28 protein-coding genes are annotated in these 26940 nt (G+C 60.3%); 13 read left to right on the top strand and 15 right to left on the bottom strand.

Translation table 11 applies throughout. The features are described 5' to 3' along the window. Window positions 1-62: 62 nt before the first annotated feature. Window positions 63-506, top strand: coding sequence for an NUDIX hydrolase (locus tag AACZ65_RS02210; protein ID WP_339667710.1), 444 nt, complete (start codon window positions 63-65; stop codon window positions 504-506). Here AACZ65_RS02210 and AACZ65_RS02205 read toward each other — a convergent pair. After that, window positions 481-1767, bottom strand: coding sequence for a SpoIIE family protein phosphatase (locus AACZ65_RS02205; RefSeq protein WP_339667709.1), 1287 nt, complete (start codon window positions 1765-1767; stop codon window positions 481-483). The two genes, AACZ65_RS02210 and AACZ65_RS02205, sit on opposite strands and share 26 nt — an antisense overlap. A gap of 141 nt (window positions 1768-1908) precedes the next feature. On the opposite strand from AACZ65_RS02205, the gene AACZ65_RS02200 reads away from it, so the two are divergent. Next, window positions 1909-2241, top strand: a complete 333-nt coding sequence (locus AACZ65_RS02200) for an Hpt domain-containing protein (protein ID WP_339667708.1) — start codon at window positions 1909-1911, stop codon at window positions 2239-2241. 3 nt (window positions 2242-2244) lie between these two features. Here the strand turns inward: AACZ65_RS02200 and ilvA are convergent, their stop codons facing one another. Together ilvA and AACZ65_RS02190 are read right to left on the bottom strand one after the other, a co-directional pair. Further along, complete coding sequence (gene ilvA / locus AACZ65_RS02195) at window positions 2245-3483, bottom strand: threonine ammonia-lyase IlvA (RefSeq protein WP_339667707.1); 1239 nt, start codon at window positions 3481-3483, stop codon at window positions 2245-2247. Window positions 3484-3522: 39 nt separating this feature from the next. Then, entirely contained in the window at window positions 3523-4260 is a 738-nt protein-coding gene (locus tag AACZ65_RS02190; protein WP_339667706.1) for a threonine dehydratase, read from the bottom strand. A 125-nt stretch (window positions 4261-4385) separates the two neighbouring features. On the opposite strand from AACZ65_RS02190, the gene AACZ65_RS02185 reads away from it, so the two are divergent. From AACZ65_RS02185 to msrA, 3 genes are all read left to right on the top strand, one after another. Beyond that, on the top strand, window positions 4386-5612 hold the full coding sequence (locus AACZ65_RS02185) for an argininosuccinate synthase (RefSeq protein WP_339667705.1): 1227 nt from the start codon (window positions 4386-4388) through the stop codon (window positions 5610-5612). 5 nt (window positions 5613-5617) lie between these two features. Beyond that, on the top strand, window positions 5618-6256 hold the full coding sequence (gene tmpT / locus AACZ65_RS02180; protein WP_339667704.1) for a thiopurine S-methyltransferase: 639 nt from the start codon (window positions 5618-5620) through the stop codon (window positions 6254-6256). A gap of 126 nt (window positions 6257-6382) precedes the next feature. Beyond that, on the top strand, window positions 6383-7051 hold the full coding sequence (gene msrA, locus AACZ65_RS02175; RefSeq protein WP_339667703.1) for a peptide-methionine (S)-S-oxide reductase MsrA: 669 nt from the start codon (window positions 6383-6385) through the stop codon (window positions 7049-7051). On the opposite strand, the gene AACZ65_RS02170 is transcribed toward msrA, so the two are convergent. After that, window positions 7042-7905, bottom strand: coding sequence for a ribokinase (locus AACZ65_RS02170; RefSeq protein ID WP_339667702.1), 864 nt, complete (start codon window positions 7903-7905; stop codon window positions 7042-7044). The two genes, msrA and AACZ65_RS02170, sit on opposite strands and share 10 nt — an antisense overlap. 167 nt (window positions 7906-8072) lie before the next feature. Here AACZ65_RS02170 and mutS point away from each other — a divergent pair, with 167 nt between their 5' ends. Then, entirely contained in the window at window positions 8073-10706 is a 2634-nt protein-coding gene (gene mutS / locus AACZ65_RS02165; protein ID WP_339668008.1) for a DNA mismatch repair protein MutS, read from the top strand. Between the two features lie 18 nt (window positions 10707-10724). Here the strand turns inward: mutS and AACZ65_RS02160 are convergent, their stop codons facing one another. Together AACZ65_RS02160 and hrcA are read right to left on the bottom strand one after the other, a co-directional pair. Then, complete coding sequence (locus AACZ65_RS02160) at window positions 10725-11285, bottom strand: nucleotide exchange factor GrpE (RefSeq protein ID WP_037276165.1); 561 nt, start codon at window positions 11283-11285, stop codon at window positions 10725-10727. Between the two features lie 9 nt (window positions 11286-11294). Continuing rightward, on the bottom strand, window positions 11295-12359 hold the full coding sequence (gene hrcA / locus AACZ65_RS02155; RefSeq protein WP_339667701.1) for a heat-inducible transcriptional repressor HrcA: 1065 nt from the start codon (window positions 12357-12359) through the stop codon (window positions 11295-11297). A 116-nt stretch (window positions 12360-12475) separates the two neighbouring features. Between hrcA and rph the strand changes: the two genes are divergently transcribed. The 3 genes from rph to hemW are packed head-to-tail and all read left to right on the top strand — an operon-like array spanning window position 12476 to window position 14943. Then, the gene (gene rph / locus AACZ65_RS02150) at window positions 12476-13192 is read left to right on the top strand and encodes a ribonuclease PH (RefSeq protein ID WP_339667700.1); all 717 of its coding nucleotides are present in this window, start codon (window positions 12476-12478) and stop codon (window positions 13190-13192) included. Further along, window positions 13185-13793 (top strand): RdgB/HAM1 family non-canonical purine NTP pyrophosphatase, encoded by a 609-nt coding sequence (gene rdgB / locus AACZ65_RS02145; RefSeq protein ID WP_339667699.1) that lies wholly within the window; start codon window positions 13185-13187, stop codon window positions 13791-13793. The genes rph and rdgB overlap by 8 nt, the downstream gene beginning before the upstream one ends. After that, on the top strand, window positions 13786-14943 hold the full coding sequence (gene hemW, locus AACZ65_RS02140; RefSeq protein WP_339667698.1) for a radical SAM family heme chaperone HemW: 1158 nt from the start codon (window positions 13786-13788) through the stop codon (window positions 14941-14943). Before rdgB ends, hemW begins: the two co-directional genes overlap by 8 nt. Here hemW and AACZ65_RS02135 read toward each other — a convergent pair. The 7 genes from AACZ65_RS02135 to hemJ form a co-directional block, all read right to left on the bottom strand. Then, window positions 14940-15845: a ParB/RepB/Spo0J family partition protein gene (locus AACZ65_RS02135; RefSeq protein WP_339667697.1), complete on the bottom strand. Its 906-nt coding sequence runs from the start codon at window positions 15843-15845 to the stop codon at window positions 14940-14942. The two genes, hemW and AACZ65_RS02135, sit on opposite strands and share 4 nt — an antisense overlap. Window positions 15846-15861: 16 nt before the next feature. Further along, window positions 15862-16671, bottom strand: a complete 810-nt coding sequence (locus tag AACZ65_RS02130) for an AAA family ATPase (RefSeq protein WP_339667696.1) — start codon at window positions 16669-16671, stop codon at window positions 15862-15864. Beyond that, a complete protein-coding gene (gene rsmG / locus AACZ65_RS02125; protein WP_339667695.1) occupies window positions 16664-17269 on the bottom strand; it encodes a 16S rRNA (guanine(527)-N(7))-methyltransferase RsmG in 606 nt (201 codons plus the stop codon). Before rsmG ends, AACZ65_RS02130 begins: the two co-directional genes overlap by 8 nt. Continuing rightward, window positions 17266-19128, bottom strand: a complete 1863-nt coding sequence (gene mnmG / locus AACZ65_RS02120) for a tRNA uridine-5-carboxymethylaminomethyl(34) synthesis enzyme MnmG (RefSeq protein ID WP_339667694.1) — start codon at window positions 19126-19128, stop codon at window positions 17266-17268. Before mnmG ends, rsmG begins: the two co-directional genes overlap by 4 nt. A gap of 12 nt (window positions 19129-19140) precedes the next feature. After that, window positions 19141-20427: a tRNA uridine-5-carboxymethylaminomethyl(34) synthesis GTPase MnmE gene (mnmE, locus tag AACZ65_RS02115; RefSeq protein WP_339667693.1), complete on the bottom strand. Its 1287-nt coding sequence runs from the start codon at window positions 20425-20427 to the stop codon at window positions 19141-19143. A 26-nt stretch (window positions 20428-20453) separates the two neighbouring features. After that, window positions 20454-21725 (bottom strand): transcription termination factor Rho, encoded by a 1272-nt coding sequence (gene rho / locus AACZ65_RS02110; RefSeq protein ID WP_339667692.1) that lies wholly within the window; start codon window positions 21723-21725, stop codon window positions 20454-20456. A 123-nt stretch (window positions 21726-21848) separates the two neighbouring features. After that, window positions 21849-22298 (bottom strand): protoporphyrinogen oxidase HemJ, encoded by a 450-nt coding sequence (hemJ, locus tag AACZ65_RS02105; protein WP_339667691.1) that lies wholly within the window; start codon window positions 22296-22298, stop codon window positions 21849-21851. Between the two features lie 419 nt (window positions 22299-22717). On the opposite strand from hemJ, the gene AACZ65_RS02100 reads away from it, so the two are divergent. From AACZ65_RS02100 to dnaQ, 4 genes are read left to right on the top strand one after another with little or no spacing between them, the layout of a single operon-like run. Further along, on the top strand, window positions 22718-23317 hold the full coding sequence (locus AACZ65_RS02100; RefSeq protein ID WP_339667690.1) for a Maf family nucleotide pyrophosphatase: 600 nt from the start codon (window positions 22718-22720) through the stop codon (window positions 23315-23317). After that, window positions 23314-24162 carry a shikimate dehydrogenase gene (locus AACZ65_RS02095; RefSeq protein WP_339667689.1) on the top strand — a complete coding sequence of 283 codons (849 nt, stop codon included), beginning with the start codon at window positions 23314-23316 and terminating at the stop codon, window positions 24160-24162. The genes AACZ65_RS02100 and AACZ65_RS02095 overlap by 4 nt, the downstream gene beginning before the upstream one ends. Beyond that, complete coding sequence (coaE, locus tag AACZ65_RS02090) at window positions 24159-24779, top strand: dephospho-CoA kinase (protein ID WP_339667688.1); 621 nt, start codon at window positions 24159-24161, stop codon at window positions 24777-24779. The genes AACZ65_RS02095 and coaE overlap by 4 nt, the downstream gene beginning before the upstream one ends. Further along, window positions 24772-25467: a DNA polymerase III subunit epsilon gene (gene dnaQ / locus AACZ65_RS02085; RefSeq protein WP_339667687.1), complete on the top strand. Its 696-nt coding sequence runs from the start codon at window positions 24772-24774 to the stop codon at window positions 25465-25467. Before coaE ends, dnaQ begins: the two co-directional genes overlap by 8 nt. Here dnaQ and secB read toward each other — a convergent pair. Together secB and AACZ65_RS02075 are read right to left on the bottom strand one after the other, a co-directional pair. Further along, window positions 25464-25958, bottom strand: a complete 495-nt coding sequence (gene secB / locus AACZ65_RS02080; protein ID WP_037276206.1) for a protein-export chaperone SecB — start codon at window positions 25956-25958, stop codon at window positions 25464-25466. The two genes, dnaQ and secB, sit on opposite strands and share 4 nt — an antisense overlap. Window positions 25959-26013: 55 nt before the next feature. Further along, window positions 26014-26778, bottom strand: coding sequence for a response regulator (locus tag AACZ65_RS02075; RefSeq protein ID WP_339667686.1), 765 nt, complete (start codon window positions 26776-26778; stop codon window positions 26014-26016). Between the last annotated feature and the right edge of the window lie 162 nt (window positions 26779-26940).

Here is a 26940-nt window from a genome sequence, read left to right as displayed (position 1 = left end):
GTCTCGACTTGGCATATCGCGCCTGTACCGTCAGGACAAGCCAACCCCAAGAGAGGTGCCAGATGATCAGACGATTCGGAGAGAGCCCCCGGCCCGATGTGGCCTATCGCCTGCGCCCCGGTGCCTATGCCATCCTGCCACATCGCGGCCGGCTGCTCGTGACTCATCAGGCGGACCCGCTGCCAGAGCTGCAATTGCCCGGCGGCGGCATTGATCCCGGCGAATCACCCGTACAGGCGCTCTACCGCGAGGTGTTCGAGGAAACCGGCTGGCTCATCGCGCGGCCCCGGCGTCTCGGGGCCTTTCGCCGGTTTACCTATATGCCGGAATACGACCTATGGGCAGAAAAGCTCTGCATCATCTTCCGCGCCCATCCGGTGCGACGACTGGGCCCACCCAGCGAGCCGGGGCACCGCGCGGTCTGGATCGAACCGGAGCAGGCCGCACAGGAGCTTGGCAATTCCGGCGATCGGCACTTTGTCAGCCGGGAAATCCGCTGCCTTTGAATTCCAGCAATACCCCTGAAATATCATCGTTGAATTCGGCATCCCCGGCAAATTCCGACAATTTCCACACCAGCGATTCGAGCAGCGCCATGCCGCGCGTCTGCCGCAACTCGCGCAGGATCGCGGCCAGCCCCTCCTCCTGCAACAGCGCGCCGGTTTGACCCGCGCATTCGATCACCCCGTCGGAATGGATCAAGAGCCGGTCGCCCGGCCCCATCTGCACCTCGAATTGCTCAAACTCGGCTCCGTCGATCAACCCCACAGGCAAACCGCCCGCGCCGATGAATTCCACCGTGCCATCCGCCCGCTGCACCGCCGGATGCGGATGCCCGGCCTGAGACAGGATCACCCGCCCGCTCTCCAGATCGACATCGGCCAGAACAAGGGTGAAATAATGCTCGGTCTCCATTTCTGACATGATCAGCCGGTTCAGCATCGCAATTGCCTGTGCCGGCGGGCGCGCCACGAACCGGCCATCGCGCGTCTTGCGCAGGGCGAGGTTCTGCTCCGGCACAGAGGCCGAGAGATAGCCCGCCAGTCGCGCCGTCATCAGCGCCGAACTGATCCCATGTCCCGACACGTCGATGCCATAGAGCCCGATGCGCGTGGCCCCGATCGGGAACATCCCCACCAGATCGCCGCCCACATGCCCCGCCGATTGCAGCATCAACGACACCTCCGCCGCGCCGAAATCACGATAGCGCTCGCTCACCAGCGATTGTTGCAGCTTCTTCGCCTCGATCAGATCACTGTCGAGCGAATCATACAGCGTTTGCAACTCGTCCAGCGTCGATTTGATCAGCCGGTTCTTCTCGGTCAGCTCGCGCTGCATCCGCAGGATGCGTGCCCCCGCCGAGATCCGCGCCCGCAACTCGGCGGCATTGACCGGCTTGGTCAGGAAATCATCCGCCCCGGCATCAAGGCCCAACGCCACCTCATCCTTGTCGCTTTTCGAGGTCAGAAGGATGAAATAGCCATAGCTCTCGTGCGGCATCTCTCTGAATCGGCGGCAGAATTCCAACCCGCTCAGCCCCGGCATCATCCAGTCGCTCATCACCAGATCGGGCGGGTGATCCCGGCAGAGACGCAAGGCATCCTCGCCTGATTCGGCCTCTTGCACCTCGAATCCCCAGCGCTGCAAGGATGCCGTCAGGATGCGCCGCTGCAATCGGCTGTCATCCACCACCAGGACGCGCTGGATCACCCCGCCGCCCGCATCCGTCCCTGCCACCTCTTCCGCTCGTGATCGCACCCGGGCCACCTTTTACACTGTCTCCGCCCTTCCTAGGCGCACAGGGTTTAACAGGAGGTGAATGGTAAAATTCGCACGGATTTCTGATCCGACTTAACCCTTTATCAGCGCTTTGCGTCCAGTCTGACAGCAGGTATCGGAGGGTAGATTATGATCGACTGGGGCCGCGTGCAGGACCTGCGCGATGAAATCGGGGCTGACGCCTTTGGCGAGGTGGTCGAGCTTTTCCTGGACGAGGTGGATACCGAAATCGGGAAACTGCGCCTGCCTGACCCTGGCCCAGACCTTGAGGCGCTGTTGCATTTCCTCAAGGGCAGCGCGCTCAATCTCGGATTTGCCGCCTTTGCTGATCTCTGTCATCAGGGCGAACGCGCCGCCGCCGCCGGTCAGCACGACGGGATCGACCTCGGCGCCGTGCTCGATTGCTATACGCGCTCGAAATCCGAATTCATCGCCGGTCTGGCACAGGTCATCGCCGCCTGACCCTCAGATCAGGAACTCGGCCAGCACCTCATCCCGTGTGATGTCGCGATACTCAAAACCCGCCGCATCCAGCCGCGTCAGGATCGGGGCGAAATTCTCGGGCCGGGTCGTCTCGATCCCGATCAGCACAGAGCCAAAGTTGCGCGCGGATTTCTTGAGATATTCAAACCGCGCAATATCGTCCTCTGGTCCCAATATCTCCAGAAACTCGCGCAGCGCCCCGGGACGTTGCGGCATCCGCAGGATGAAATACTTCTTCACGCCAGAGAACCGCTGTGCCCGCTCCTTGACTTCGGGCAAGCGCTCGAAATCGAAATTACCGCCCGAGGTGACACAAACCACCGTCTTGCCCCGGATCACACCCGCCATATCCTTGAGCGCATCAACCGCCAGCGCCCCCGCCGGCTCCAGCACAATCCCCTCGATATTGAGCATTTCCAGCATCGTGGTACAGAGCCGGTCCTCTTCGATCACCATCGCGCGGGCCGGATCGAGATCCGCCAGCCGCGCGAATGTGCGCGCGCCGATCTGCGCCACGGCCGCCCCATCGGCAAAGGTGTTCACGTGCCGCAAGCGCACAGGTTCCCCCGCCGCCAGTGCCGCACCCAAACAGGCGCCCCCCGCCGGCTCCACCAGCGTCAGCGCGGCCCGTGCGCCCACATAGCTGCGCACCCCCGCCGATAGCCCGCCACCACCCACCGGCAAAATGAGGTGATCGGGCATCCCGCCCAGTTGCGCTTCGATCTCGACCGCAACGCTAGCCTGTCCCTCGATCACATCCTCGTCGTCAAACGGCGACAGGAAATGCCCGCCCACCTGCGCGCAATAGGCCTGGGCCGCCGCCAACGTGTCGTCGAAATAATCGCCCGTCAGCCGGATCGCCACCGCATCGCCGCCAAACTTCTCGGTTTTCCCGATCTTTTGCTGCGGCGTCGTCACCGGCATGAAAATCACGCCCTTGACCCCAAAATGCCGGCACATGTAGGCCACACCCTGCGCATGATTGCCCGCACTCGCACAGACAAAGGTCGCCGTGTCCGGCCGCGCCGCCAGCACCTTGCGCATCGCATTGAACGCGCCCCGCAGCTTGTAGGAGCGCACCGGGCTCAGATCCTCGCGCTTGAGCAGGATTTCAGCGCCATAGCGCTCGGACAGGTGATCATTGCGTTGGAGCGGTGTGGGCTCGAACACGGCGCGCATCGCGGCCTCTGCGGCGCGGGCATTTTCCTGAAACTCGGTCATGCCCGCCTCAGTGCCGCAATCGTGCCCCCCTGACAAGGCTCAGATCGCGCGCTTCTCGATATAATAGCCGTAAAGCGTGGTCAGAATGCTGATATTGACCAGACCCGAGACAACTGTGCCCAGCACCATCAACACGATCCCGATCACCGGCGCCAAGAGCAGCAGCCCCAGCAAAAGCTGCAACGCGAATTGCGCCACACCCAGTATGAGCACAAGGATCAGGATCGTGACGCTGCTGCCTTCGGTCGCAATCCACGCCTCTTTCAACGTAAGCGGCTGCCCAATTGCCGCCGCAGGCAGCATCGTCGCGAGCCGAAAGAACACCACATTGGCCGCCACGATCACCGCGACACTCACAATCGTGACAATCAGGGGGGCCAGCCCGCCAACAACCCCAACCACCAGAAAGAGGGGCAACATCAGGCCCGTCATCACAAGGCCAAGCCAGAAAGAATGCCCGATATAAGACAGCATGCGATCCGTTCGCAGCACCGGCACCCAACCTTGGGGATATTCCGCGAGCAGGATAAAACGGTGCCACGCCACAATGACCCAGAGCGCCAGACCGATCAACACAAGCGCCAACAGGATCATCCCCGCGATCTGTCCGCCCGTCGCACCCTCGGAATCCGTCCCGTCCATCGAGACACCCAGAACCGCAAACAGGGCGATCGCCGCAATCCCGATCCCCATCGGCACCAAGACAATGCGCACCACCTGCGGCAGGTTGTTGAAAATCATCTGAACCGAATGGATGAAAATACGCCACGCCGCCATAACCGCACCTTTTGACAATTGCCCGCCGTCGCTAGCACAACCAGAGGCGCAGTCAACCGCGTCCACTTGCCCATCACCGCAAAAGCCGCTACTCCGCCAGCCAGATTTGACGCAAGGGGAATGACATGTCCGCGCCCAAGAAAGTTGTTCTGGCCTATTCCGGGGGCCTCGATACCTCGATCATCCTGAAATGGCTCCAGACCGAATATGGCTGCGAGGTGGTGACATTCACCGCTGATCTCGGTCAGGGCGAAGAACTCGATCCCGCGCGCCAAAAGGCCGAGATGCTGGGGATCAAGCCGGAAAACATCTTTATCGAAGATGTCCGCGAGGAATTCGTGCGCGATTTCGTCTTTCCGATGTTCCGCGCCAATGCGCTCTACGAAGGGCTCTATCTCTTGGGCACCTCCATCGCTCGCCCGCTGATCTCCAAACGACTGGTCGAGATTGCCGCGATGACCGGTGCTGATGCCGTGGCCCATGGCGCCACCGGCAAGGGCAATGATCAGGTGCGGTTTGAACTCGCCGCCTACGCGCTCAACCCGGACATCAAGGTGATCGCGCCCTGGCGTCTATGGGATCTGACCAGCCGGACGCGGCTCATCGACTTCGCCGAAAAGAACCAGATCCCGATCGCCAAGAACAAGCGCGGCGAGGCCCCCTTTTCGGTGGATGCCAACCTGCTGCACACCTCTTCCGAGGGTCGCGTGCTCGAGGACCCCGCCGAAATGGCCCCCGATTACGTCTATCAGCGCACCGTCAGCCCCGAGGATGCGCCCGATACGCCCGAGTTCATCGAAGTTTCCTTCGAACGGGGCGATGCCGTGGCCATCAACGGCACGGCCCTCAGCCCTGCCACGATCCTGACCGACCTCAACGAATATGGCCGCAAGCACGGCATCGGGCGGCTTGATTTCGTGGAAAACCGCTTTGTCGGGATGAAATCGCGCGGCATCTACGAAACACCCGGCGGCACCATCCTGCTCGAGGCGCATCGCGGCATCGAACAGATCACCCTTGATAGCGGCGCGGGCCATCTCAAGGATTCGCTGATGCCGCGCTATGCGGAACTGATCTACAACGGCTTCTGGTTCAGCCCCGAACGCTACATGCTCCAGGCCGCCATCGACAAAAGCCAAGAACACGTGACCGGCACCGTCCGCCTCAAGCTCTACAAAGGCTCGGTGTCCTGCGTTGGCCGCTGGTCGGATCACAGCCTCTATTCCGAGGCGCATGTCACCTTCGAAGATGACGCCGGCGCCTATGATCAAAAGGACGCCGCAGGCTTTATCCAGCTCAATGCGCTGCGCCTCAAACTGCTGGCGGCGCGCGACCGCCGACTCAAGGGCTAACCGCCGTGGAAGCCGATTTCTGGCATACCCGTTGGGAGAACATGCAAATCGGCTTTCACGAGGGCGACGTAAACCGCATGCTCTCGGCCCATATCGGCGCGCTGGGTCTCGATCCCGGCGCGCGGATCTTCCTGCCCCTCTGTGGCAAGACCCGCGACATCGCCTGGCTCCTCGCCCAAGGGTATCGCGTCGCGGGCGCCGAACTCAGCGACTTCGCCGTGTGCCAGCTTTTCGAGGAACTGGGCGTCACGCCAGAGATCACCGACCATGGCACGCTGCGCTCCTATGCCGCCCCCGGCGTGATAGTGTTTGCAGGCGATATTTTCGAGCTTACCCCTGATTTGCTCGGGCCGGTGGACGCGATCTACGACCGCGCCGCGCTTGTGGCCCTGCCTGCCGATATGCGCGCGCGTTACACCGCGCATCTTGTGACGCTGACCGCGACCGCGCCGCAATTGCTCGTGACCTTCGAATATGACCCCGCGATCATGGCCGGGCCGCCCTTTTCCGTGACGGCAGCAGAGGTGCACAGCCATTACGCATCCCATTACCGGATCACCCAACTGGCCGATCTCGACGTGCCCGGCGGGCTCAAGGGCATCTGCCCCGCACGCGAACTGGCGCTGCATCTGGCACCGAGCTGAGCCATCTTTTGACGGATTAACGCGCAGACGGCGAAACATTGCTCAATACCCTGTGACATCACGGCGTCGTGGATTGGGTCGAGGCTGCATTTGCAGCATGATGGGAACAATCAGGAGGGCAAAGCCATGATCACACATCTTCGCGAACTCAAGGCGGCATTGCTCGCAGGGCTGATCGTCGTCGGCCTCTGCGTACACGGCACCCGCGCCCACGCAGCGGATACCGAAACGCTGGTCGTCGCAGGTGGCTGTTTCTGGTGCGTCGAATCGGATTTCGAGCAGGTTCGCGGCGTGATCGCCGCCGAATCAGGCTTTACCGGCGGCACCCTGGAAAACCCCAGCTACAAACAGGTCTCGGCTGGCGGCACCGGGCATTACGAGGCGGTGCAAATCACCTTTGACCCCGCCCAGATCACCCGCGCGCAACTCTTGCAACTTTTCCTGCGCTCGGTCGATCCGACCGATGCAGGCGGCCAGTTCTGCGACCGGGGCGAGAGCTATCGCACGGCGATTTTCGTCTCTGATCCGGCGGAAAAGCGTATAGCCGAGAACGCGATCGCCAACGCGCAAGCAGCATTGGGCCAAGAGATCGTCACCCCGGTCCTGAACGCCCAGCGCTTTTACCCCGCCGACGCCTATCATCAGGATTATTACAAGAGCAGCGACATTGTCCTCACCCGCTTTGGCCCCCGAACCAAGGCCAGCGCTTACAAACTCTACCGCGACGCCTGCGGGCGTGATGCGCGTGTCAAAGAGCTTTGGGGCAAGGATGCGCCCTTCGCCGGTCACTCCTGAGCCAGAAACGCCGCAACCTGCGCCGCCGTGGGGATCGCCCCCGACGCACCGGGGCGCGTGACGGAAATGGCGGCGGCACCAAGCGCTTGACGCAAGGCGCGCTCTGGCGCGACCCCCACCGCCAACCCGGCCACCAAATACCCCGCAAAGGTATCGCCTGCGCCGGTCGTATCCACCGCAACCACCTCTGGGGCCGGAATAGTCACTATTCTGCCCAAATCCGACTCGATCCAGTTCACACCGCCCGCGCCCCGTGTGACGCAGAGCATCGGAACTTGGACCACGCCCATATCCCGCTCCATCTGCGCCGCCTCCCCCTCATTCAACATCAAAAGTGTGATATGAGGCAGCACCGCCCGCACCGCAGCCGCATCAAACGGTGCGGCGGAATACGCGATGCGTAGCCCCTTGGCCCCGGCCATCCGCGCGGCCTCGGCCTGCAAATTCGTCTCGTTCTGCATCAAGAACCAATCACCCGGCCCCGCCTCTGCCAGCGCGGCCTCAAGATCCTCAAGCCGCAGCGCCCGATTGGCGCCGCCGTGGACCAAGATCGCATTCTCGCCGCTCTGCTCAACCGTGACCACCGCATGCCCCGACGCGACGCACTCGCGACGCACATGCCGCACATCCACGCCCGCCTTGGCCAGGTCCGCCACCATCCAATCCCCATCTGCGCCCACTGCGCCGATATGCACCACCTCGGCCCCGGCCCGCGCCGCCGCAATCGACTGGTTGGTGCCCTTTCCGCCCAGCGCCCGCGCGTAACCCTGCGCCGCAACAGTTTCGCCCGCACGCGGCAGATGCACAACGCGGTAGACATGATCGGCATTGATCGATCCGAGATTGAAAATCATCCCACTCGCTTCTTTTTGGCCCAAATACTCAGTTTTCTTATCCAACGATAACACCGACGCGCCTGCCCGCAATCACGCTTTGGTCTTTCGTCCCGCACCATGGATTTGTAAGGTCGCCCGAGAAAGAGGGGGCACTGGTGAACACAACGGGATCAACCGTCACGCCGATGATGGCGCAATATCTGGAGATCAAGGCGCAGTACCCACAAGCGCTGCTCTTCTACCGCATGGGCGATTTCTACGAGCTATTCTTTGATGATGCCGCGGCCGCGGCCGAGGCGCTGGATATTGCGCTCACCAAACGCGGCAAGCATCTTGATCAGGATATTCCCATGTGCGGCGTGCCCGTCCATGCCGCCGAAGGCTATCTCTTGACCCTCATTCGCAAGGGTTTTCGCGTCGCCGTCTGCGAACAGATGGAGGATCCCGCAGAGGCGAAGAAGCGCGGTGCCAAGTCGGTGGTCCGGCGCGAGGTGGTGCGCCTTGTCACCCCGGGAACCCTGACCGAAGAAAGCCTGCTTGAGGCCCGCCGCCACAATTACCTCGTCAGTTTCGCAAATATCCGGGGCGCGGGCGCACTGGCTTGGGTCGATATTTCAACCGGCACTTTTCATGTCATGCCCTTGACCCCCGCCCGCCTTGGCCCCGAACTGGCCCGGCTCGCCCCGCGCGAGGTGCTGCTGGCCGAGACGGACATTGCCGGTTTAAGCGAAATAGTCTCTGAATCCGGGGCCTCTCTCACCGGTTTGGGACAAGCCGCCTTTGACAGCACAGCCGGCGAGCGGCGGCTCTGCCAGCTCTATGGCGTGGATACACTTGACGCCTATGGGGCCTTCACCCGTCCCGAAATTGCCGCCATGGGTGCCATCGTCGATTGGCTCGACATCACGCAGAAGGGCAAATTGCCTCTGTTGCGGCCGCCAACCCGCGAAAACGAGGCGCGGGTGATGCAGATCGACGCCGCCACCCGGCGCAACCTTGAACTGACCCACAGCCTGGGCGGCACGCGCGCCGGATCACTGCTGGCCGCGATCGACCGGACAGTGACAGCCGGAGGTGGACGGCTTCTGGAGCGGCGCATCTCCAGCCCAAGCCGCGTGCTCGACACCGTGCAGACGCGCCTTGACGCGGTGCAGTTCGCGCTGGAACAGAGCCGCATTTGCACCGATCTTCGAGAGGCTTTGCGCAAGGTGCCCGATCTGGACCGCGCCCTGTCGCGCCTCGGGTTGGATCGCGGCGGTCCGCGTGATCTGGCGGCGGTGCGCAACGGTCTGGCACAGGCGACGGAGATTGCCGCGCGTCTTGGCGGCTCTGATCTGCCGCCTCTTTTGCAAGAGGCCGCCTCGGGTCTGACCGGGCATGACGCGCTTCTCGACCTCCTCGATCAGGCGCTTGTGGCCGAACCACCGCTTCTGGTGCGCGATGGCGGCTTTGTGGCACCCGGCTATGACAGCGACCTCGACGAAGCGCGCCAATTGCGCGACGAGGGGCGCGGCGTCATCGCGCGGATGCAGGGCGATTACATCACGCAAACCGGGATTTCCTCGCTCAAGATCAAGCATAACAACGTGCTGGGCTATTTCATCGAAGTGACCAGCACCCATGCCGACCGGATGCTGGGCGCCCCGCTGAACGAGACGTTCAAACACCGTCAGACCACCGCCAATCAACTGCGCTTTACCACCGTGCCCCTGAGCGAGATGGAAACCCGGATTCTCAACGCAGGCGGTCGTGCGCTCGAGATTGAAAAACGTCTCTATGACAGCCTGAAAACTGCAATTCTCGACCACGCGGCCAAAATTGCCCAATGCGCCCGCGCGCTGGCAGAACTGGATCTGACCGCCGCTCTGGCGGATCTGTCCCGCGCCGAAAACTGGTGCCGCCCCGTGGTGGACCAGAGCCGCACACTCCGGATCGAGGGCGGGCGGCATCCGGTGGTGGAACGCGCGCTGCGCGCCCAAGGCGGCGACCCCTTCATCGCCAATGATTGCGATCTGGGCGAGAGCAGTGACATCTGGTTGCTGACCGGCCCGAACATGGCGGGTAAATCCACCTTTCTGCGCCAGAATGCGCTCATTGCCCTATTGGCGCAAATCGGCAGCTATGTGCCTGCAAAATCCGCCCATATCGGAATTGTCAGCCAACTCTTCAGTCGCGTCGGCGCCTCGGACGATCTGGCGCGCGGGCGCTCGACCTTCATGGTCGAAATGGTCGAAACCGCCGCGATTCTCAATCAGGCGGACAATCAGGCGCTGGTGATTCTCGATGAAATCGGGCGCGGAACAGCCACTTGGGACGGGCTCAGCATCGCCTGGGCCACGCTCGAACATCTGCATGAGGTGAACGGCTGCCGCGCGCTCTTTGCCACGCATTACCACGAATTGACGCAACTCAGTGACAAACTTGCCCGGGTCGACAATGCCACCGTGCGCGTCAAGGAACACGACGGCGACGTCATATTCCTGCACGAAGTGCGCCGTGGCGTGGCGGATCGCAGTTACGGTGTGCAGGTGGCGAAACTGGCGGGGCTGCCTGCCTCGGTCGTGGCGCGGGCGCGCGTGGTGCTCGATGCGCTGGAAAAGGGCGACCGAGAGGGACACAGATCGCAAAAGGCGCTGATCGACGAGCTGCCGCTCTTCGCCGCCGTGGCTCCGTCGCCAGCACCAAAGCCAACCCGCGAGTCGGCGGTAGAAACGCGGCTTGCCACTATCCTGCCCGACGCTCTCACGCCGCGCGAGGCGCTGGATCTGATCTATGAACTCAAGGCTATCGCCGAGGCACGGGCCGACAAGGCGGGGTAAACCCCGCCTTTGCACTCATTAGCCGCGATTCGATGACACGCCGACCTGCGCGGGGCGCAGGATGCGATCATGCAGCATGAACCCTTGGGTGGACACCTGAATGATGTCACCCGCTTTGGTGCCAGGCAGCGGTGCCTCAAACATCGCCTCGTGATGCTGCGGATCGAATCGGTCGCCGACCTGCGGATCAATCACGGTGATGCCGTGTTTGGCAAAGACATTGAGCAGCTCGCGCAGGGTCAGCTCGATGCCCTCAAAGAGCGCGGCAGACCCGGCGCGCTGCTCTTCGTTGACCGTTTCCAGCGCTCGCTTGAGGTTGTCATGCACTGGCAACATGTCGCGTGCCAGCTTGGACCCGCCGTAATTCTCGGCCTCGCGCCGATCCTTCTCGGACCGCTTGCGCGCATTCTCGGCATCGGCCAGCGCACGCATGAACTTGTCACGCAGCGCGTCCCGCTCGGCGCGCAGCGCATCAAGCTCTACTGCGTCATCGCTCATATCGTCATCCATGCGCTCGCGCTCTTGCGCGGCGGCCTCTTCGATATCATCGAGAAAGCTGTCTTCTTTCGGCTCTGCCATTCTTCACCTCTAGCTCCGGTCGGAGATCAGTTTGCCCACGAGCTGCGCCGTGTAATCCACGATCGGCACAATCCGCCCGTAATTGAGGCGCGTGGGGCCGATAACCCCCACCGCACCGATGATCTTACGGTCAGCGTTCATATATGGAGAGACCACCAAAGAGGAACCCGAAAGTGAGAAAAGTTTGTTCTCGGAGCCAATAAAAATGCGCACACCGGCCCCCTCATCGGCCAGTTCCAGAAAATCTGCGATGTCGCGCTTGCGTTCGAGATCGTCAAACAGGATGCGAATCCGCTCCAGATCCTTTTCCTCAGAGGCGCCGCTCAGCAGATTTGCGCGCCCACGCACGATCAATCGCTCGTATTTGTCGCCCTCGCCCTCCCAGACGGCAAGTCCGCTATCAATGAGATCGCGGGCAAGCTGATCAATCTCCTGCCGCCGCGCCGCGATCTGACGCGCGATCACGGTCTGCAGATCCGACAGCGTCTTGCCCTCGATCAGCGCATTGAGAAAATTCGCAGCCTCCCGCATGGAACTTGGTGTTTGCCCCGGCGGCGGGGTGAAAATCCGGTTCTCGACATGACCGTCGGAAAACACCAACACCACAAGCGCGCGATCATGACCAAGGCTCACAAACTCGATATGCTTGATCGGGGCCTCATGTTTGGGCGCCAGCACCAAGGATGCACCCCGCGTCACACCAGAAAGCGCCGCCCCGATCCGGTCCAGCACGCCGCCGACATCCTGCGAATTGCTGCCCACTGTTGCATCAATCGCCTGCCGGTCCGTGGCCTCTAGATTGCTGACCTCAAGCAGACCATCGACGAACATACGCAGGCCCTCTTGCGTGGGTATCCGACCGGCGCTGATATGGGGACTGCCCAAGAGACCCATATATTCCAGGTCCTGCATCACGTTGCGGATTGTGGCGGCACTGACCTTTTCGCTGAAGTCGCGGGTCAGGGTGCGCGACCCGACCGGATCACCATTGGCCAGATAACTCTCGACCACGCGGCGAAACACCTCGCGTGAGCGGTCATTGAGCTGTTCAAGGATCGAGGCGGCGTCTGTCATCTGCTTGGCTTCCTGTCTCTTGAGCTATTAAGGACCGCAACGGCCAAAGGTCAATCGGGGTTGCCATGGGAGGCCTAGCCCATATATCCCGGGGCGACCAAGGAAAGGGACCTGTCATGCGGCCGTCGGGAAGAAATTTAAGCGAAATGCGCTCTGTTTCAATTGAAACAGGCGTTCTCAAACATGCAGAGGGCTCTTGCCTGATCAAGGTGGGCGATACCCATGTTCTGTGCACCGCCACCATCGAAGAGCGTGTGCCGCCCTTTGTCAAAGGCTCAGGGCTGGGCTGGGTCACGGCGGAATATGGCATGCTGCCCCGCTCGACCGGGAGCCGCATGCGCCGTGAGGCAACAGCAGGCAAACAGGGCGGACGCACCGTTGAAATCCAGCGCCTGATCGGCCGCAGCCTGCGCGCAGGTGTGGACCGCGTGGCATTGGGCGAGCGTCAGATCACGGTGGATTGCGACGTAATTCAGGCAGACGGCGGCACCCGCTGCGCCTCGATCACCGGCGGCTGGGTCGCGCTCAAACTGGCGGTACAAAAACTGATGAAGGCGGGAGACGTACTGAGCGATCCGCTGACCGACCCGGTGGCCGCGGTGTCCTGCGGCATCTACGCCGGCCAGCCCGTTCTCGATCTCGATTACCCCGAGGACAGCGAGGCCGGAGTCGATGGCAATTTCATCATGACCGGCACCAAGCGCCTGATCGAAGTGCAGATGAGTGCCGAAGGCGCAACCTATAGCCGCGACCAGATGAACGCATTGCTTGATCTGGCCGAACAGGGCATCGACCAATTGGTTGCGATACAGCGCGAGGCGACGGGTGCGTAAATTCACCGCCGACCGGCTGCTGGTCGCCACGCATAACGCAGGCAAGCTCGACGAAATTCGTGCGCTTCTTGCGCCTTACGGAGTCGAGGTGGTCGGCGCGGCAGCCCTTAGCCTGCAGGAACCTGCCGAAACAGAGACGACTTTTGTCGGGAACGCGCGGATCAAGGCCCATGCGGCCGCCCAGGCCACCGGCCTACCCGCGCTCTCGGATGATTCTGGCATCGCAATTGACGCGCTAGACGGTGCACCTGGCGTCTATACGGCGGACTGGGCCGAAACAGAGACTGGGCGTGACTTTAACAAAGCGATGCTGCGCGCCCACCATGCGCTCTTGGACAGCAAGGAACCACAGCCCTGGACAGCGCGATTTTGTTGCACCCTGGTCTTGGCCTGGCCTGACGGGCATGACGAAGTTTTCGAGGGCACGATCGAGGGCTGGGTGGTCTGGCCCACGCGAGGCGCGGAGGGGCATGGCTATGATCCGATGTTCCAGCCTCTTGGCCACGATCTGACCTTTGCTGAGATGACGGCATCGCAAAAGAATCGCATCAGCCATCGCGCAGACGCCTTTCGTAAACTGGTCGCTGGCTGTTTTGGCTGAGGATTGGCAACAGGGTGGCTTTGGCCTCTATCTCCATTGGCCGTTTTGCGAGGCCAAATGTCCTTATTGCGATTTCAACAGCCATGTCGCGCGGCAGATCGATCAAACCCGCTGGTGCGCGGCCTATCTGAGCGAAATTGACCGTTACGCGGCGCTGGCGCCCGATCGGGTGCTGAACACGATATTTTTCGGCGGGGGAACGCCGAGCCTGATGGCGCCCGAAACGGTGGCGGCAATTCTGGACCGTATCAGACAGCATTGGCCCATGGCCAATGATCCGGAAATCACACTCGAGGCGAACCCCGGTTCGGTCGAGGCCGGACGGTTTCGTGCCTTTGCCCAAGCGGGCATTACCCGCGTGTCGATGGGCATTCAGGCGTTGAACGATCGCGATCTTCGACGGTTAGGCCGTATCCACACCGTTTCAGAAGCAAGGCAAGCCTTTGATATTGCGAGAGAAAACTTTACGCGTGTCTCTTTCGACCTGATCTATGCCCGTCAGGATCAATCCCTCTCGGATTGGGCATCCGAACTGCGTGACGCGCTCTCGATGGCGGCCGATCACCTGTCTCTCTATCAGCTCACCATCGAATCCGGCACCGCCTTTGGTGATCGCTACGCGGCAGGCCGACTGCGCGGCTTGCCAGAGGACGATACCGCCGCCGAAATGTATGAGGTAACGCAAGACATCTGCGAGGCCGCGGGCCTGCCCGCCTATGAGGTATCGAACCACGCGCGCCCCGGGGCGGAATCACGGCACAACCTGATCTATTGGCGCTACGGCGATTATATCGGCATCGGGCCCGGTGCGCATGGCCGACTCACCCGCGATGGTCGTAAATGCGCGACCGAGGCGCTTCGCCCTCCGGGCAAATGGCTGGGCAGTGTTGAACATCGCCAAGCAAGCGAAACATGTGATCTTCTATCCGGTCCGGATCAGGCTGTGGAATACCTGCTCATGGGCCTGCGGATCACGGATGGAATTGATCCGGCACGGGTTGCAACGCTTGGGGGAAAGCCGCTGGACGAAGGCGCCATCAAACACCTCAAGTCCATTGGCATGATCGAAACGCACGGTCACCGCTTGCGCGCGACCCGCGCGGGGCGAGCGGTGCTCAACGCGGTGATTCGTGATCTCTTGCCGGATTAAATACTGAGCATACCAATCAGGCGATCCAATTGATCGAGTGACGCATAATGTATGGTGATCCGGCCATTCTCTTGCCCCGGAACATGCTCAATCTCGACCTTCATCGTAAGGCTGGCCGACAAATCATCCTCGAGCGCCCGCGTGTCGGCATCCTTGAGAACTTCCTTACGCGGCTTGGCTGAGCGTCCGGTTTCCATGAAAATGTTACCGATTCCGGTCTTGACCATCTTTTCGGTGTCACGCACGGACAGGGACTTTTGAATCACTTGCCGGGCCGCGGCAGCCGGGTCGTCCAGCGTGATAAGCGCACGCGCATGGCCCGAAGACAGCTTGCCCTCGCGCACATACCCCAAGACCTCGTCGGGAAGCGACAAAAGCCGCACCGAATTGGCGATGTGACTCCGGCTCTTGCCAAGCGCCTCAGCCAGACGTTCCTGCGTATGGCCAAATTTCTGCATCAGTTGCTGGTAGCCAAAGGCCTCTTCCACCGGATTGAGATCGGCGCGCTGAATATTCTCGATGATCGCAACCTCGAGAACCTCGGTATCGTTAAAATCACGCACCAGAACAGGGATCTGATGCAGCTTGGCCATTTGCGCCGCCCGCCAGCGGCGTTCCCCGGCGACGATTTCATATTCTCCTTCCCGATCCGCGATGGGACGCACGATCAGTGGCTGCAAAACGCCCTTCTCCGCAATCGAGCGCGCCAGATCCTCGAGCAGCGCGCTGTCGAAATCGCGTCGCGGCTGGTTTGGATTGGGTCGGACTTTTTCCACCGGCACCAACAGATCTGGGCGCCGTGGCGTATCGGCAGGGCGCTCCGGACCCTCTGTCGTGACATCCGCCATCAACGCTGACAGCCCACGGCCCAGACCACGCGGTTGAGATTTTTTGCCGGTCATAGCCGATTCCCTTTGATCAGGCGGCGATTCGCGCCGTGTTTTCAATCAGTTCCTGCGCCAGATCGCGGTAAGCCTGCGCCCCCTTGGACAGCGGATCGTAACGTAGCACAGACATCGCATAAGACGGCGCTTCGCTTACGCGCACGTTACGCGGAATCCTGGTCCGGAACACCAGCTCGCCCAGATTGTCGCGTGCATCCTGCTCAACCTGCGTGGAGAGATTGTTGCGCGAGTCGAACATTGTCAACACGACCCCCTCAATCCGCAACGCCGGATTCGCGGTCTGCCGGATTTCGCGTATGGTCAGCAAGAGCTGCGACAGGCCCTCAAGGGCAAAAAACTCGCTCTGTAGCGGCACCAGAACAGAATGCGCCGCAACCATCGCATTCACCGTCAAAAGATTGAGCGACGGAGGGCAATCGATCAGCACGTAATCAAACGCATACCCATCCATCGCAGGCTGCCGAAGGGCATCATGCAGCAGAAAGCTGCGTTTTTCGTTCGAAATGAGCTCAATATCCGCAGAGGAAAGATCGACCGTGGACGGAATGATCGAGAGCCCATCCTGCATGGTAGGCTGGATAACCTCGCCCAGAGGCGCCTCTTCCAGCAACAGGTCGTACACCGTGACGCGCCGCGCGGCGACCTCAAGCCCAAGCCCGGTCGAGGCATTACCCTGCGGATCAAGATCAACGATCAGCACGCGCGCGCCCGTTTCTGCGAGCGCCGCCGCCAGATTTATGGTCGTCGTCGTCTTGCCCACCCCGCCTTTTTGGTTGGCAATCGCGATGATTTTCGGTCCTTCGGGGCGCGTCGGATCAGGCACGGGACACTCCTGTAATGGCGAAAATGACGGGACCGTCTTCTGTGGCACTTTTAACAAGTCGATGGTTGAAACACCACGTTCTTTCGGCAGCGGTCAGCTCATTTTCCCAGCTTACACCTTTGGGAAAGAGCGCAACACCGTCCGGCGCCAAATGCCGCTCAGCAAAAGCCAACAGCCCGTTCAGGTCGGTCAACGCGCGCGCCGAGAGCACATTTGCATGTTGCCGCTCTGTTTTCTCGATCCGCTCGTTGAGGACCGTGGCATTGAGGCCTGCTTCACGGATGACAACCCGCAGAAACGCCGCCTTTCGAGCGTCCGATTCGATCAGGGTTACCCGTCGCGGCGACTCGTGGTCCTGGCCCAGAATCGCAACCACCAAACCTGGAAAGCCGCCCCCCGATCCCATATCGACCCAATGGTCGACGGGATGCGGGGCCATCGCATAAATCTGCGCCGAGTCGGCAAAGTGCCGGGTCCACATCTCTTCCAGGCTCTTTTTTGACACCAGGTTGATGCGCGGGTTCCACTTGGTCAGCAAATCCCCATAGATTTCTAGCCGCTCTTGTGTTTCACGTGAAACATCCGGCAAGCCGGTCACGCGATCTTCTCCCGTGCGGCCTGTCGCAACTTGGAAAGAATCAAACTCAGCGCTGCCGGCGTCATCCCTTCGATCCGAGCCGCCTGGGCGAGGTTTTCCGGACGCACCCGCTCCAGCTTCCCCTTGAGCTCGTTGGACAGCCCCTCGATCCGCCGATAGGAAAATCCTTCGGGAATGGAATGCGCCTCATCCCGTTTCATCATCGCCACATCCCGGGCCTGCCGGTCGATATAGCTGACATAAAGAGCGTCGCGTGCAAGCTGCTCCTGACACTCGGGATCAATCACGCCATATTCTGGATCAAGCCGCAGGAGATCGGCAAAGGAGACATCAGGAAAAGACAGAACCTGAAAGGCGCTGCGCCGCGCACCGTCCTGATTGACCCTGAGGCCGCTTTCAGCCAATTGACGCGGCGTGTAGCTCGCCGCCTCCAGCAGCTCTCTACCTTGCACCAACCGCTCCATCTTGTCATCAAATGCGGCGCGGCGCACGGCGCCCACACAGCAGAGCTCAATACCCAGAGGCGTAAGCCTTTGATCGGCGTTATCCGCACGCAGCGACAGACGGAACTCCGCGCGTGACGTGAACATCCGATAGGGCTCGCTGACGCCACGGGTGGTCAAATCATCAATCATCACCCCAATATAGCTGTCTGTTCGACTAAAATGTACCGGATCGCGCCCTTTCGCCTCCAGCGTCGCATTCAGACCTGCAACCAGTCCTTGCGCCGCAGCTTCCTCATATCCTGTGGTCCCATTGATCTGCCCCGCAAGGAAAAGCCCGGGGACGGACTTAACCGCCAGGCGGCTATCAAGCGCGCGCGGATCCACATAGTCATATTCAATCGCATACCCTGGCTGCAGAATCTCAACCTGCTCGAGGCCCAGAATAGAGCGAACGTAGGCCTTTTGCACCGATGCAGGCAGGGATGTTGAAATTCCGTTCGGGTAAATCACATGATCAGAGAAGCTTTCTGGCTCCAAAAAAACCTGATGCGATGCTTTATCGGCAAATCGAACGATCTTATCCTCGATTGACGGGCAATAACGCGGCCCGATCCCGTCGATATGACCGCCATACATCGCAGATCTGCTCAGATTCTCCCTGATAATCGCATGGGTCTGCTCATTCGTATGGGTAATCCCACAGGAAATCTGCCGTGCCATGGGGCTTTTCGACAGAAACGAAAATAGGACAGGCTCATCGTCCCCGGGCTGTTCCTCCAAACGCGACCAGTCAATCGTTCTGCCGTCCAGTCGTGGGGGCGTGCCCGTCTTCAATCGCCCCATCGGAAGGCCAAATCCATCCATGCGCTCCGCCAGACGTATGGCCGGGCGATCTCCCATTCGACCACCCGGATAGGATTCGTCGCCAATATGAATGACACCACGCAAAAAAGTACCCGTCGTCAACACCACCGCGGAACCAGCGATCTCACTACCATCCGCCAGCTGCACGCCGACCACCCGGTCGCCCTGCATCAGAAAATCTGCGGCCTCCCCCTCAACGATATCCAAGGTTGGGCAGCCCTCCATTTCGCGCAACATCTCCTCGCGATAAATCTTGCGATCCGCCTGCGCCCTTGGCCCTTGAACTGCGGGGCCTTTGCGTCGATTCAAAAGGCGAAACTGGATGCCCGCCCGATCCGCAACTCGGCCCATGACGCCATCCAGCGCATCGATTTCACGAACCAGATGTCCCTTGCCCAGCCCCCCGATTGCCGGGTTGCAGGACATTACGCCAATTCCGCCACGGCTCAACGTCACCAGCGCTGTCCGCGCCCCCATCCGTGCCGCCACATGCGCAGCTTCGACACCGGCATGCCCGCCGCCAATCACGATGACGTCAAAATGTTTCACGTGAAACACCTCTCATTTACCCAAGCAAAAGCTGGCGAAAATCTCGTCGAGAACCATCTCAACATCTATTCGTCCTACCAGAGAATCAAGAGCGCGGATAGCTATACGTAATTCCTCCGCTGCCACCTCCGCCACGGATTCCCCACGAGGAAGAATGTCCAGAGCCGCCTGCAAAGCCAACAATCCACGCTCCATCGCTTGCCGATGCCGTGCCCGCGTCGCAATACCGGCATTGGCCACCCGCGCACTCAATACCTGCCCAATACTCTCCACCAGCGCGCCAACGCCCAATCCGGTCTTGCCTGAAACAGCGTTCCCCGCGTCCCCCAGCAAATCCGCCTTGGCCCACACAACGATATCATCCGCACGCGGCTTCATTTCGGGCTTTTGTCCAGCCTCTACCAAAAATACCCGTAAATCGGCCGCATCCGCTCGCGCCCGCGCCTGCGCGATGCCAATGGACTCAATCGCATCCGCCGTTTCTCGCAAGCCCGCGGTATCGAGCAACGTCACCGGCAACCCCGCCAAGTCCATCCGCACCTCGATCACATCGCGCGTGGTCCCAGCATATTCCGAGGTGATCGCCGCCTCCCGCCCCGCCAAACTATTCAGAAGCGTTGATTTTCCGACATTTGGCGCACCGATGATTGCAACTTCAAATCCGCTTCGAATCCGCTCGCTAACCCGGCTACCTGCAATTTCCTGCTCCAGCGCCGTAGAAACCTGACGCACCAAGCCCGTCACCTCCGGCGAGACGTCAACCGGTACTTCCTCATCCGCAAAATCAATCGTCGCCTCCAAAAGCGCCACCGCGCGGATCAAAAGACCGCGCCAACGCTCGCATTTTTCACCCAAGCCGCCGGAAAACACCCGCAGCGCCTGTTTGCGCTGTGCTTCAGTCTCCGCATCAATGAGATCCGCAAGCCCCTCAACCCGCGCCAGATCAAGCCGTCCGTTCTCCAACGCCCTGCGCGTGAACTCACCGGGTTCCGCCAGCCGAAGCCTCTCGATCCGCCCAAGCCTGTCAAGAACAGCCGCAACCACCGCTGCGCTGCCATGCAGATGAAATTCCACCGTCTCCTCACCAGTGAAACTCTGCTTCTCTGCGAATGTCAGGACCAGAGCCTGATCCAGACGCTCACCATCGCCGTCCCGTAGCACCCGCAGGGCCGCGCGGCGCGGTTCAGGCACGTCGCCACAGATTTGATTGCACGCGTCAAAGGCACAGGGCCCACTCACACGGACAACTGCAACCCCCGCCTTCCCCTGCGCTGTGGCCAAGGCATAGACCGTGTCCATCCGGACACCTCCATTTCCGCTCCGACTCAGGTATTCATCGAGTCAAAAAACTCGGCATTCGTCTTCGTCTGCTTGAGCTTCGACAACAGAAACTCGACCGCATCCGTGGTCCCCATCGGGTTCAAAATCCGGCGCAGAACAAAGGTCTTCTGCAGATCACCCTTGTCAATCAACAGGTCCTCTTTCCGCGTGCCCGACTTGAGAATATCAATCGCCGGGAACACGCGCTTGTCCGCTACCTTGCGATCCAGAACGATTTCAGAGTTGCCGGTGCCCTTGAATTCTTCAAAGATCACCTCATCCATCCGGCTACCGGTGTCGATCAAGGCTGTCGCAATGATCGTCAACGATCCACCCTCTTCGATATTCCGCGCTGCCCCAAAGAACCGCTTCGGTCGCTGCAACGCATTGGCATCCACACCCCCGGTCAGCACCTTACCCGACGACGGGACCACCGTGTTATAGGCCCGGCCCAGGCGCGTGATCGAATCGAGCAGGATCACAACATCCCGCTTATGCTCGACCAACCGCTTGGCCTTTTCGATGACCATCTCCGACACCGCAACATGCCGTGTCGCCGGCTCGTCGAACGTCGAACTTACCACCTCGCCCTTGACCGAGCGCTGCATGTCCGTCACCTCTTCGGGCCGCTCGTCAATCAGCAGCACGATGAGATAACACTCCGGATGATTCTTCTCGATGCTATGCGCGATATTCTGCAAGAGAACGGTCTTCCCGGTGCGCGGCGGCGCCACGATCAAGGAACGCTGCCCCTTCCCAATGGGCGCAACAAGGTCGATGATCCGCGCGGACCGATCCTTGATGATCGGATCCTCGATTTCCATCTTGAATCGCTCATCAGGATAGAGCGGCGTGAGGTTGTCAAACGCGATCTTGTGCCGCGCCCGCTCCGGCGCCTCGAAGTTGATCTGCGTCACCGAGGTCAGCGCGAAATACCGCTCGGTTTCATCGGGCTGCTTCATTTGCCCTTCGATCGTATCCCCGGTCCGCAACGAATACTGCCGGATCATGTCGGGCGAGACATAAATATCATCCGGACCCGGCAAGTAATTCGCCTCCGGCGACCGCAGAAAGCCAAAGCCGTCCTGCAGCACCTCAAGCACCCCATCGCCATAAACGGTCCAATCCTCCTCGGCCCGCTCCTTGAGGATCGAAAACATCATCTCGCCCTTACGCATGGTCGAGGCGTTCTCGATCTCCAACTCTTCGGCAATCGTCAACAATTCCTTGGCGCTCAGCGCCTTGAGGTCGGACAGGTTCAAACGGTCTTCGGACATGGAAAATCCTCTGGTGACACCCGGGGTCGGATGCGGCCTATGGTCAGAAACGGGGATTCGACAGCCACCAGAACAGCGGCCCAGCGCCTTCATAGGCAACAGGCCCCTCCGCGTCAATCCAGCTCAGAATTTCACCACGACCGACAACACGATCACCACCATCGCCAGCGTCGGCACCTCGTTCATGATCCGGTGCTGCCGGCCCGTGCGGGTATTGGCGCCTCGGGCAAATTCCTTGCGCCGCAGAGCCAGCCATATGTGAAACCACGTCATGACAACCACACCCGCAAATTTCGTGTAGGGCCAAACCGATCCCCAATCGACAATCCCCGGCGTCATCACAAGCAACAGACCAAAACCCCAGGTCGCGATCATTGACGGCTGCATGATATACCGCAACAGCTTGTATTCCATCACTTGAAATACTGCGTCCCGGCTATCCCCCGGCTGTGATTGCTCCGTGTGATAAACAAACAGACGCGGTAAATAAAACAGCCCGGCCATCCACGCGATCACCGACATGATATGCAGCGCCTTGATCCAAGGGTAGGCGAGGCTCAAAATATCACTCATGCTGCGCTCCGGTCCATTCCTGGTCTTCTTAAATATTAAGTAAGATATAAGAAAGGATGTAGTGTGATGTAGGGGGTTCCAAGTCTGTGGATAATCCGCAACCCCACAGGATTATCCCCATGGGGACAACTGTGGTGACGGATTTCCAACATCTCTCTGGACTCTATCGAAGATCTCCATTTTCGTGTTTAATATCAAAGTTATACTAAAATCGGATGTCCCACGCTTAGGGCCTCGCTTCTGTGAATAACTCTGCCAGATCCGACCTATCCCAACCCTCCAGTTATTCTTTCCCACAGCCGCAAAACTCAGGTGGAATTTTCCCGAAATTCGCTCTTGTCCCCAGTCGCGCGCACGGGATGGATTTCTCCCGCAATTGTTCCTAGACATTCCATCACGTTATTCCGCAGGTTATCCACATGAACACCCCTCTCATCCTCGCCTCAAGCTCCGCCATCCGCCAGAGCCTTCTGCGTAACGCGGGCCTCGCGTTCGAGACCGCGACACCGCGCGTAGATGAAGAAAGCGTGCGTGCCGCGCTTCTCGCCGAAGGGGCCAAACCGCGTGACATCGCCGATGCGCTGGCAGAGCTCAAGGCAACCAAGATCAGCGCCCGCCATCCCGCCGCGCTCGTGATCGGTTGCGATCAGGTGCTCGACCTGGGCGGCACACTTCTCTCGAAACCCGAAACTGTCGATGAGGCCCGCGCTCAGCTTTCCGCCATGCGGGGCAAGCGTCACGATCTCCTCTCGGCGGTTGTGATCTGTCAGGCGGGCCGCCCGCTTTGGCGTCATATCGGCACCGCGCGCATGACCGTGCGCCCCTTCTCCGACGACTGGCTCGATGGCTACCTGTCCCGCAACTGGCCCGATATCGCCGAGAGTGTCGGCGCCTACAAGCTCGAGGCCGAAGGTGTCCGCTTGTTCTCTCGCGTTGATGGTGATTATTTTACGGTTCTCGGCCTGCCGCTGCTCGATCTTTTGTCCTTTCTCACCCTCCGAGGAGACCTGCAACAATGAGCGATGACAAACAGCCTCTGGCCAGAATTCCGCTGGCAGGCGTGATCGGATCGCCCGTCGCCCATTCGAAATCGCCGCAATTGCACGGCCACTGGCTCAGAACGAATGGCATCGCGGGGTATTATATTCCCATGGACGTCGGTGCCGACGATCTGGCGCAAGTGTTACAAACCTTGCCTAAAATGGGCTTCGTCGGCGTCAATATCACCGTCCCGCACAAGGAACGCGCGCTTGCCCTGGCCGATCTCGTAACCGACCGTGCCACCCTGATCGGCGCGGCCAACACGCTCATTTTCCGCAAGGACGGCAAATTGCATGCCGACAATACCGACGGCTACGGCTTCATCCAGAACCTGCGCCAAAACGCCCCCACATGGAGGCCAGAGGCCGGGCCTGCCGCCGTCCTTGGTGCCGGTGGCGCTGCGCGGGCGGTTGTCGCCTCGCTTCTCGATGTCGGTGTGCCAGAGATATTCATTTCCAACCGCACCCGCATCCGCGCCGAGGCGCTGCAATCCGAATTCGGCAAGCGTCTGACCGTTGTCGATTGGGTTCAGGCCGGAAATATGCTCGAAGACGCCGTGACCGTCGTCAATACCACCTCTCTCGGTATGTTGGGCAACCCCCCCTTACGTGTCCCGCTCGATGGCTTGCGGCGCGGGGCTTTGGTCACGGATCTGGTTTACGCGCCCCTCAAGACCCAGCTTCTGATCGAGGCCGAGAAAATGGGCTGCGTCACCGTCGATGGCCTTGGCATGCTCTTGCATCAGGCCGTGCCAGCCTTCGAGCGCTGGTTCGGCGTGCGCCCCATTGTCGATAGCGCCACCCGCGCGGCCGTTTTGCGATGACCGTTCTGATTGGCCTCACCGGTTCGATCGGCATGGGCAAGTCAACCACCGCCCGTCTCTTTAACCAAGAGGGCTGTCCGGTCTGGGATGCCGATGCCGCCGTGCATCGCCTCTACGCCCCCGGCGGCGCAGCCGTGGCACCCCTGGCCGAGGTTTTTCCCGAGGCGGCCGACGAGGGTGGCATCTCCCGCGCGCGGCTCAAATCGATCATCACGGCTGATCCTTCGGCGCTTGCCCGTATCGAATCCATCGTGCACCCACTCGTCGCGCGCGACCGTGCGGATTTTGTACAAAATCACCGTAAGAACCTTACAGATCTTACACAGACAGCGCCCATCGTCGTGCTCGATATCCCCCTCCTGTTCGAGACCGGTGCAGATAAGGGCATGGATTACACCGTCGTGGTCAGCGCCCCCCCCGAGGCGCAGCGCACCCGCGTTCTCGAACGCGGCACAATGACGCCCGAGCAATTTGAAAATATCTTGCAAAAACAAATGCCTGATGCAGAAAAGCGTGCCCGCGCCGATTACGTGATCACGACAGACACCCTTGAATCTGCCCACGCGCAAGTGCAGTCTGTCCTGCGTGACATACGGCAAAGGGTGGCCCATGCGTGAAATCGTCCTCGACACGGAAACCACTGGTTTTGAACCAGAATCCGGCGATCGCATCGTCGAGATCGGCGCTGTCGAGCTCTATAATCACATGCCGACGGGCCGCACTTTCCATAAATACATTAATCCCCAGCGCACCATGCCGGAAGAGGCCTTTGCCGTGCATGGTCTGGGGGATGATTTCCTGCGCGACAAGCCCTTGTTCGCTGAAATTGCTCAGGAATTTCTGGATTTCGTGCAGGACGCACGGCTTGTCATCCACAATGCCGCCTTCGATATGAAGTTTCTCAATGCCGAACTGGGCTGGCTCAAACTGCCGCAATTGCCTTGGGACCAGGCCATCGACACTCTTGCCATCGCCCGCAAGAAATTTCCCGGCTCTCCAGCCTCTCTCGATGCGCTATGTCGCAGATTTCAAATAGATAATTCCGCACGGACGCTGCATGGCGCCCTGCTGGATTCCGAGATTTTGGCAGAAGTTTATCTTGAACTGATCGGCGGCCGGCAGCCGGATTTCGTGTTGGCAACAGGTCCAGCCACAAAATCTGGTGGGCTGACCGAAACATCCACGTGGCGGCCCATGCCGCGCCCGACGCCCCTCGCCCCGCGTCTGACCGCGTCCGAGGCGGCCGCCCATCAGGCCTTTGTGGACAAGATGGGCGACGCTGCTCTCTGGCGAAAACTGTCTTAGGCGTCTGCCTTGGGGGCTGCGGCCTGCGCCTGACGGCGGGCAATTTCGCTGCGATAAAGCTGAACGAAATCAATATTTTCAAGGTTCAGCGGCGGGAAGCCGCCGTCATGCGTGATATCGCTGACGATGCGTCGGATGAATGGGAAAACCATGCGCGGACATTCGATCAACAGGAACGGATGCAGCTGCTCATCTGGCACGCCCTCAATGTGGAAAACGCCGACATATTCCAGCTCCAGCACGAACAGAACCTCGTTCGCAGCCTTGTTCCGCGAGTTGATGGTCAATTTGACCACCACTTCATATTGATGTTCCACGCTACGTTTCTTGGCGTCCAGGTTTACCGATACCTGAACATCCGGCTGCACCTCTCCCCCGGTGCCGCGCTGCGCCAGCACGTTCTCAAAGGACATATCGCGGATGAATTGCGATAGAATGTTCATTTTCATTTGTGGCCCGGCTTGTGCGGTGCCATTTTCATGTTCGGCCATGAAAACCTCCTGAAGGGATAATGTTGCCCTCCCTTAGCAGGACGCGGCCCTTCTCTCAATGCCCATCCTGTGCTGTGACAGGGTTGAGCTTCTCAATTGCCGTGAACAAACACTTGCGAAAGAACGGCTTGGCTAACACCATATTTTGTTTCCGCGGGATCAGAATGTCGAGGGTTTCCTTCTCCGCGCGATTGCTCATCAGGATGACCGGCACTTGTGCAAGGCCGCTGCGGATATACTCCAGCTCTTGAGGCACCGCACTTAGCCCACCAATGTGATCGACATCAACAATCAACAAGGACCACCGCTCTGGCCTCGCAATCAGGTCCCCGATCAACGTGTCGTGGTCCGAACACAGATGCACCTCGCAATCGTAATCGGCGAGCCACTCACAGCATTTACGGCTGTTCCGGTCACTCGCCGCACTCACCGCCACCCGCCGCACACGGCTCAGCCCATCCATCCTCGGCCGATAGGACAACCAGACAGGCGGTTCGGTATCAATGATCCGATCATGGATCCCGTCCCAGCTCTCAGCGTCATAGGGGCTTTGCGGCTCTCTCGCAGTGATGCGCATGTAGTACCCACCAAGCATCACGAGAATAAAGCTGACCTGCGCCGCATAAGCCACAAGAATGGCCCACCATAACGACGAGAGGACAAAACCCGCCGCGGCAAACACAACAATCGCGACCCCGAGGCTCAGCAGCACCGCGGTGATTGCAAACCCAGGCTTGGATCGTTTTTGAGCGCGCAAAGCATCATGGCCATTCCCAGGCCCATTGTCCGAGGTCGCGTCGAAACGCGGCTGTATACTCATATTTCTCACTCTGCCCTCGATCGGTGGGGTCGCTCAGGTTTTGGGAAACACAACCATAAGTGGAAACGGTACCGCTAGGCGGTACACGATAGCGGGGGCCATTTCAGGGTCCGAAACCCGTTTCTCATCAAGAGATTGGTATTTCTATCAATAAAACGGCAC

It is taken from the genome of uncultured Roseovarius sp., assembly GCF_963972555.1.
Lineage (GTDB): Bacteria > Pseudomonadota > Alphaproteobacteria > Rhodobacterales > Rhodobacteraceae > Roseovarius > Roseovarius mucosus.
This window is presented reverse-complemented; position numbering and strand designations above follow the sequence as displayed.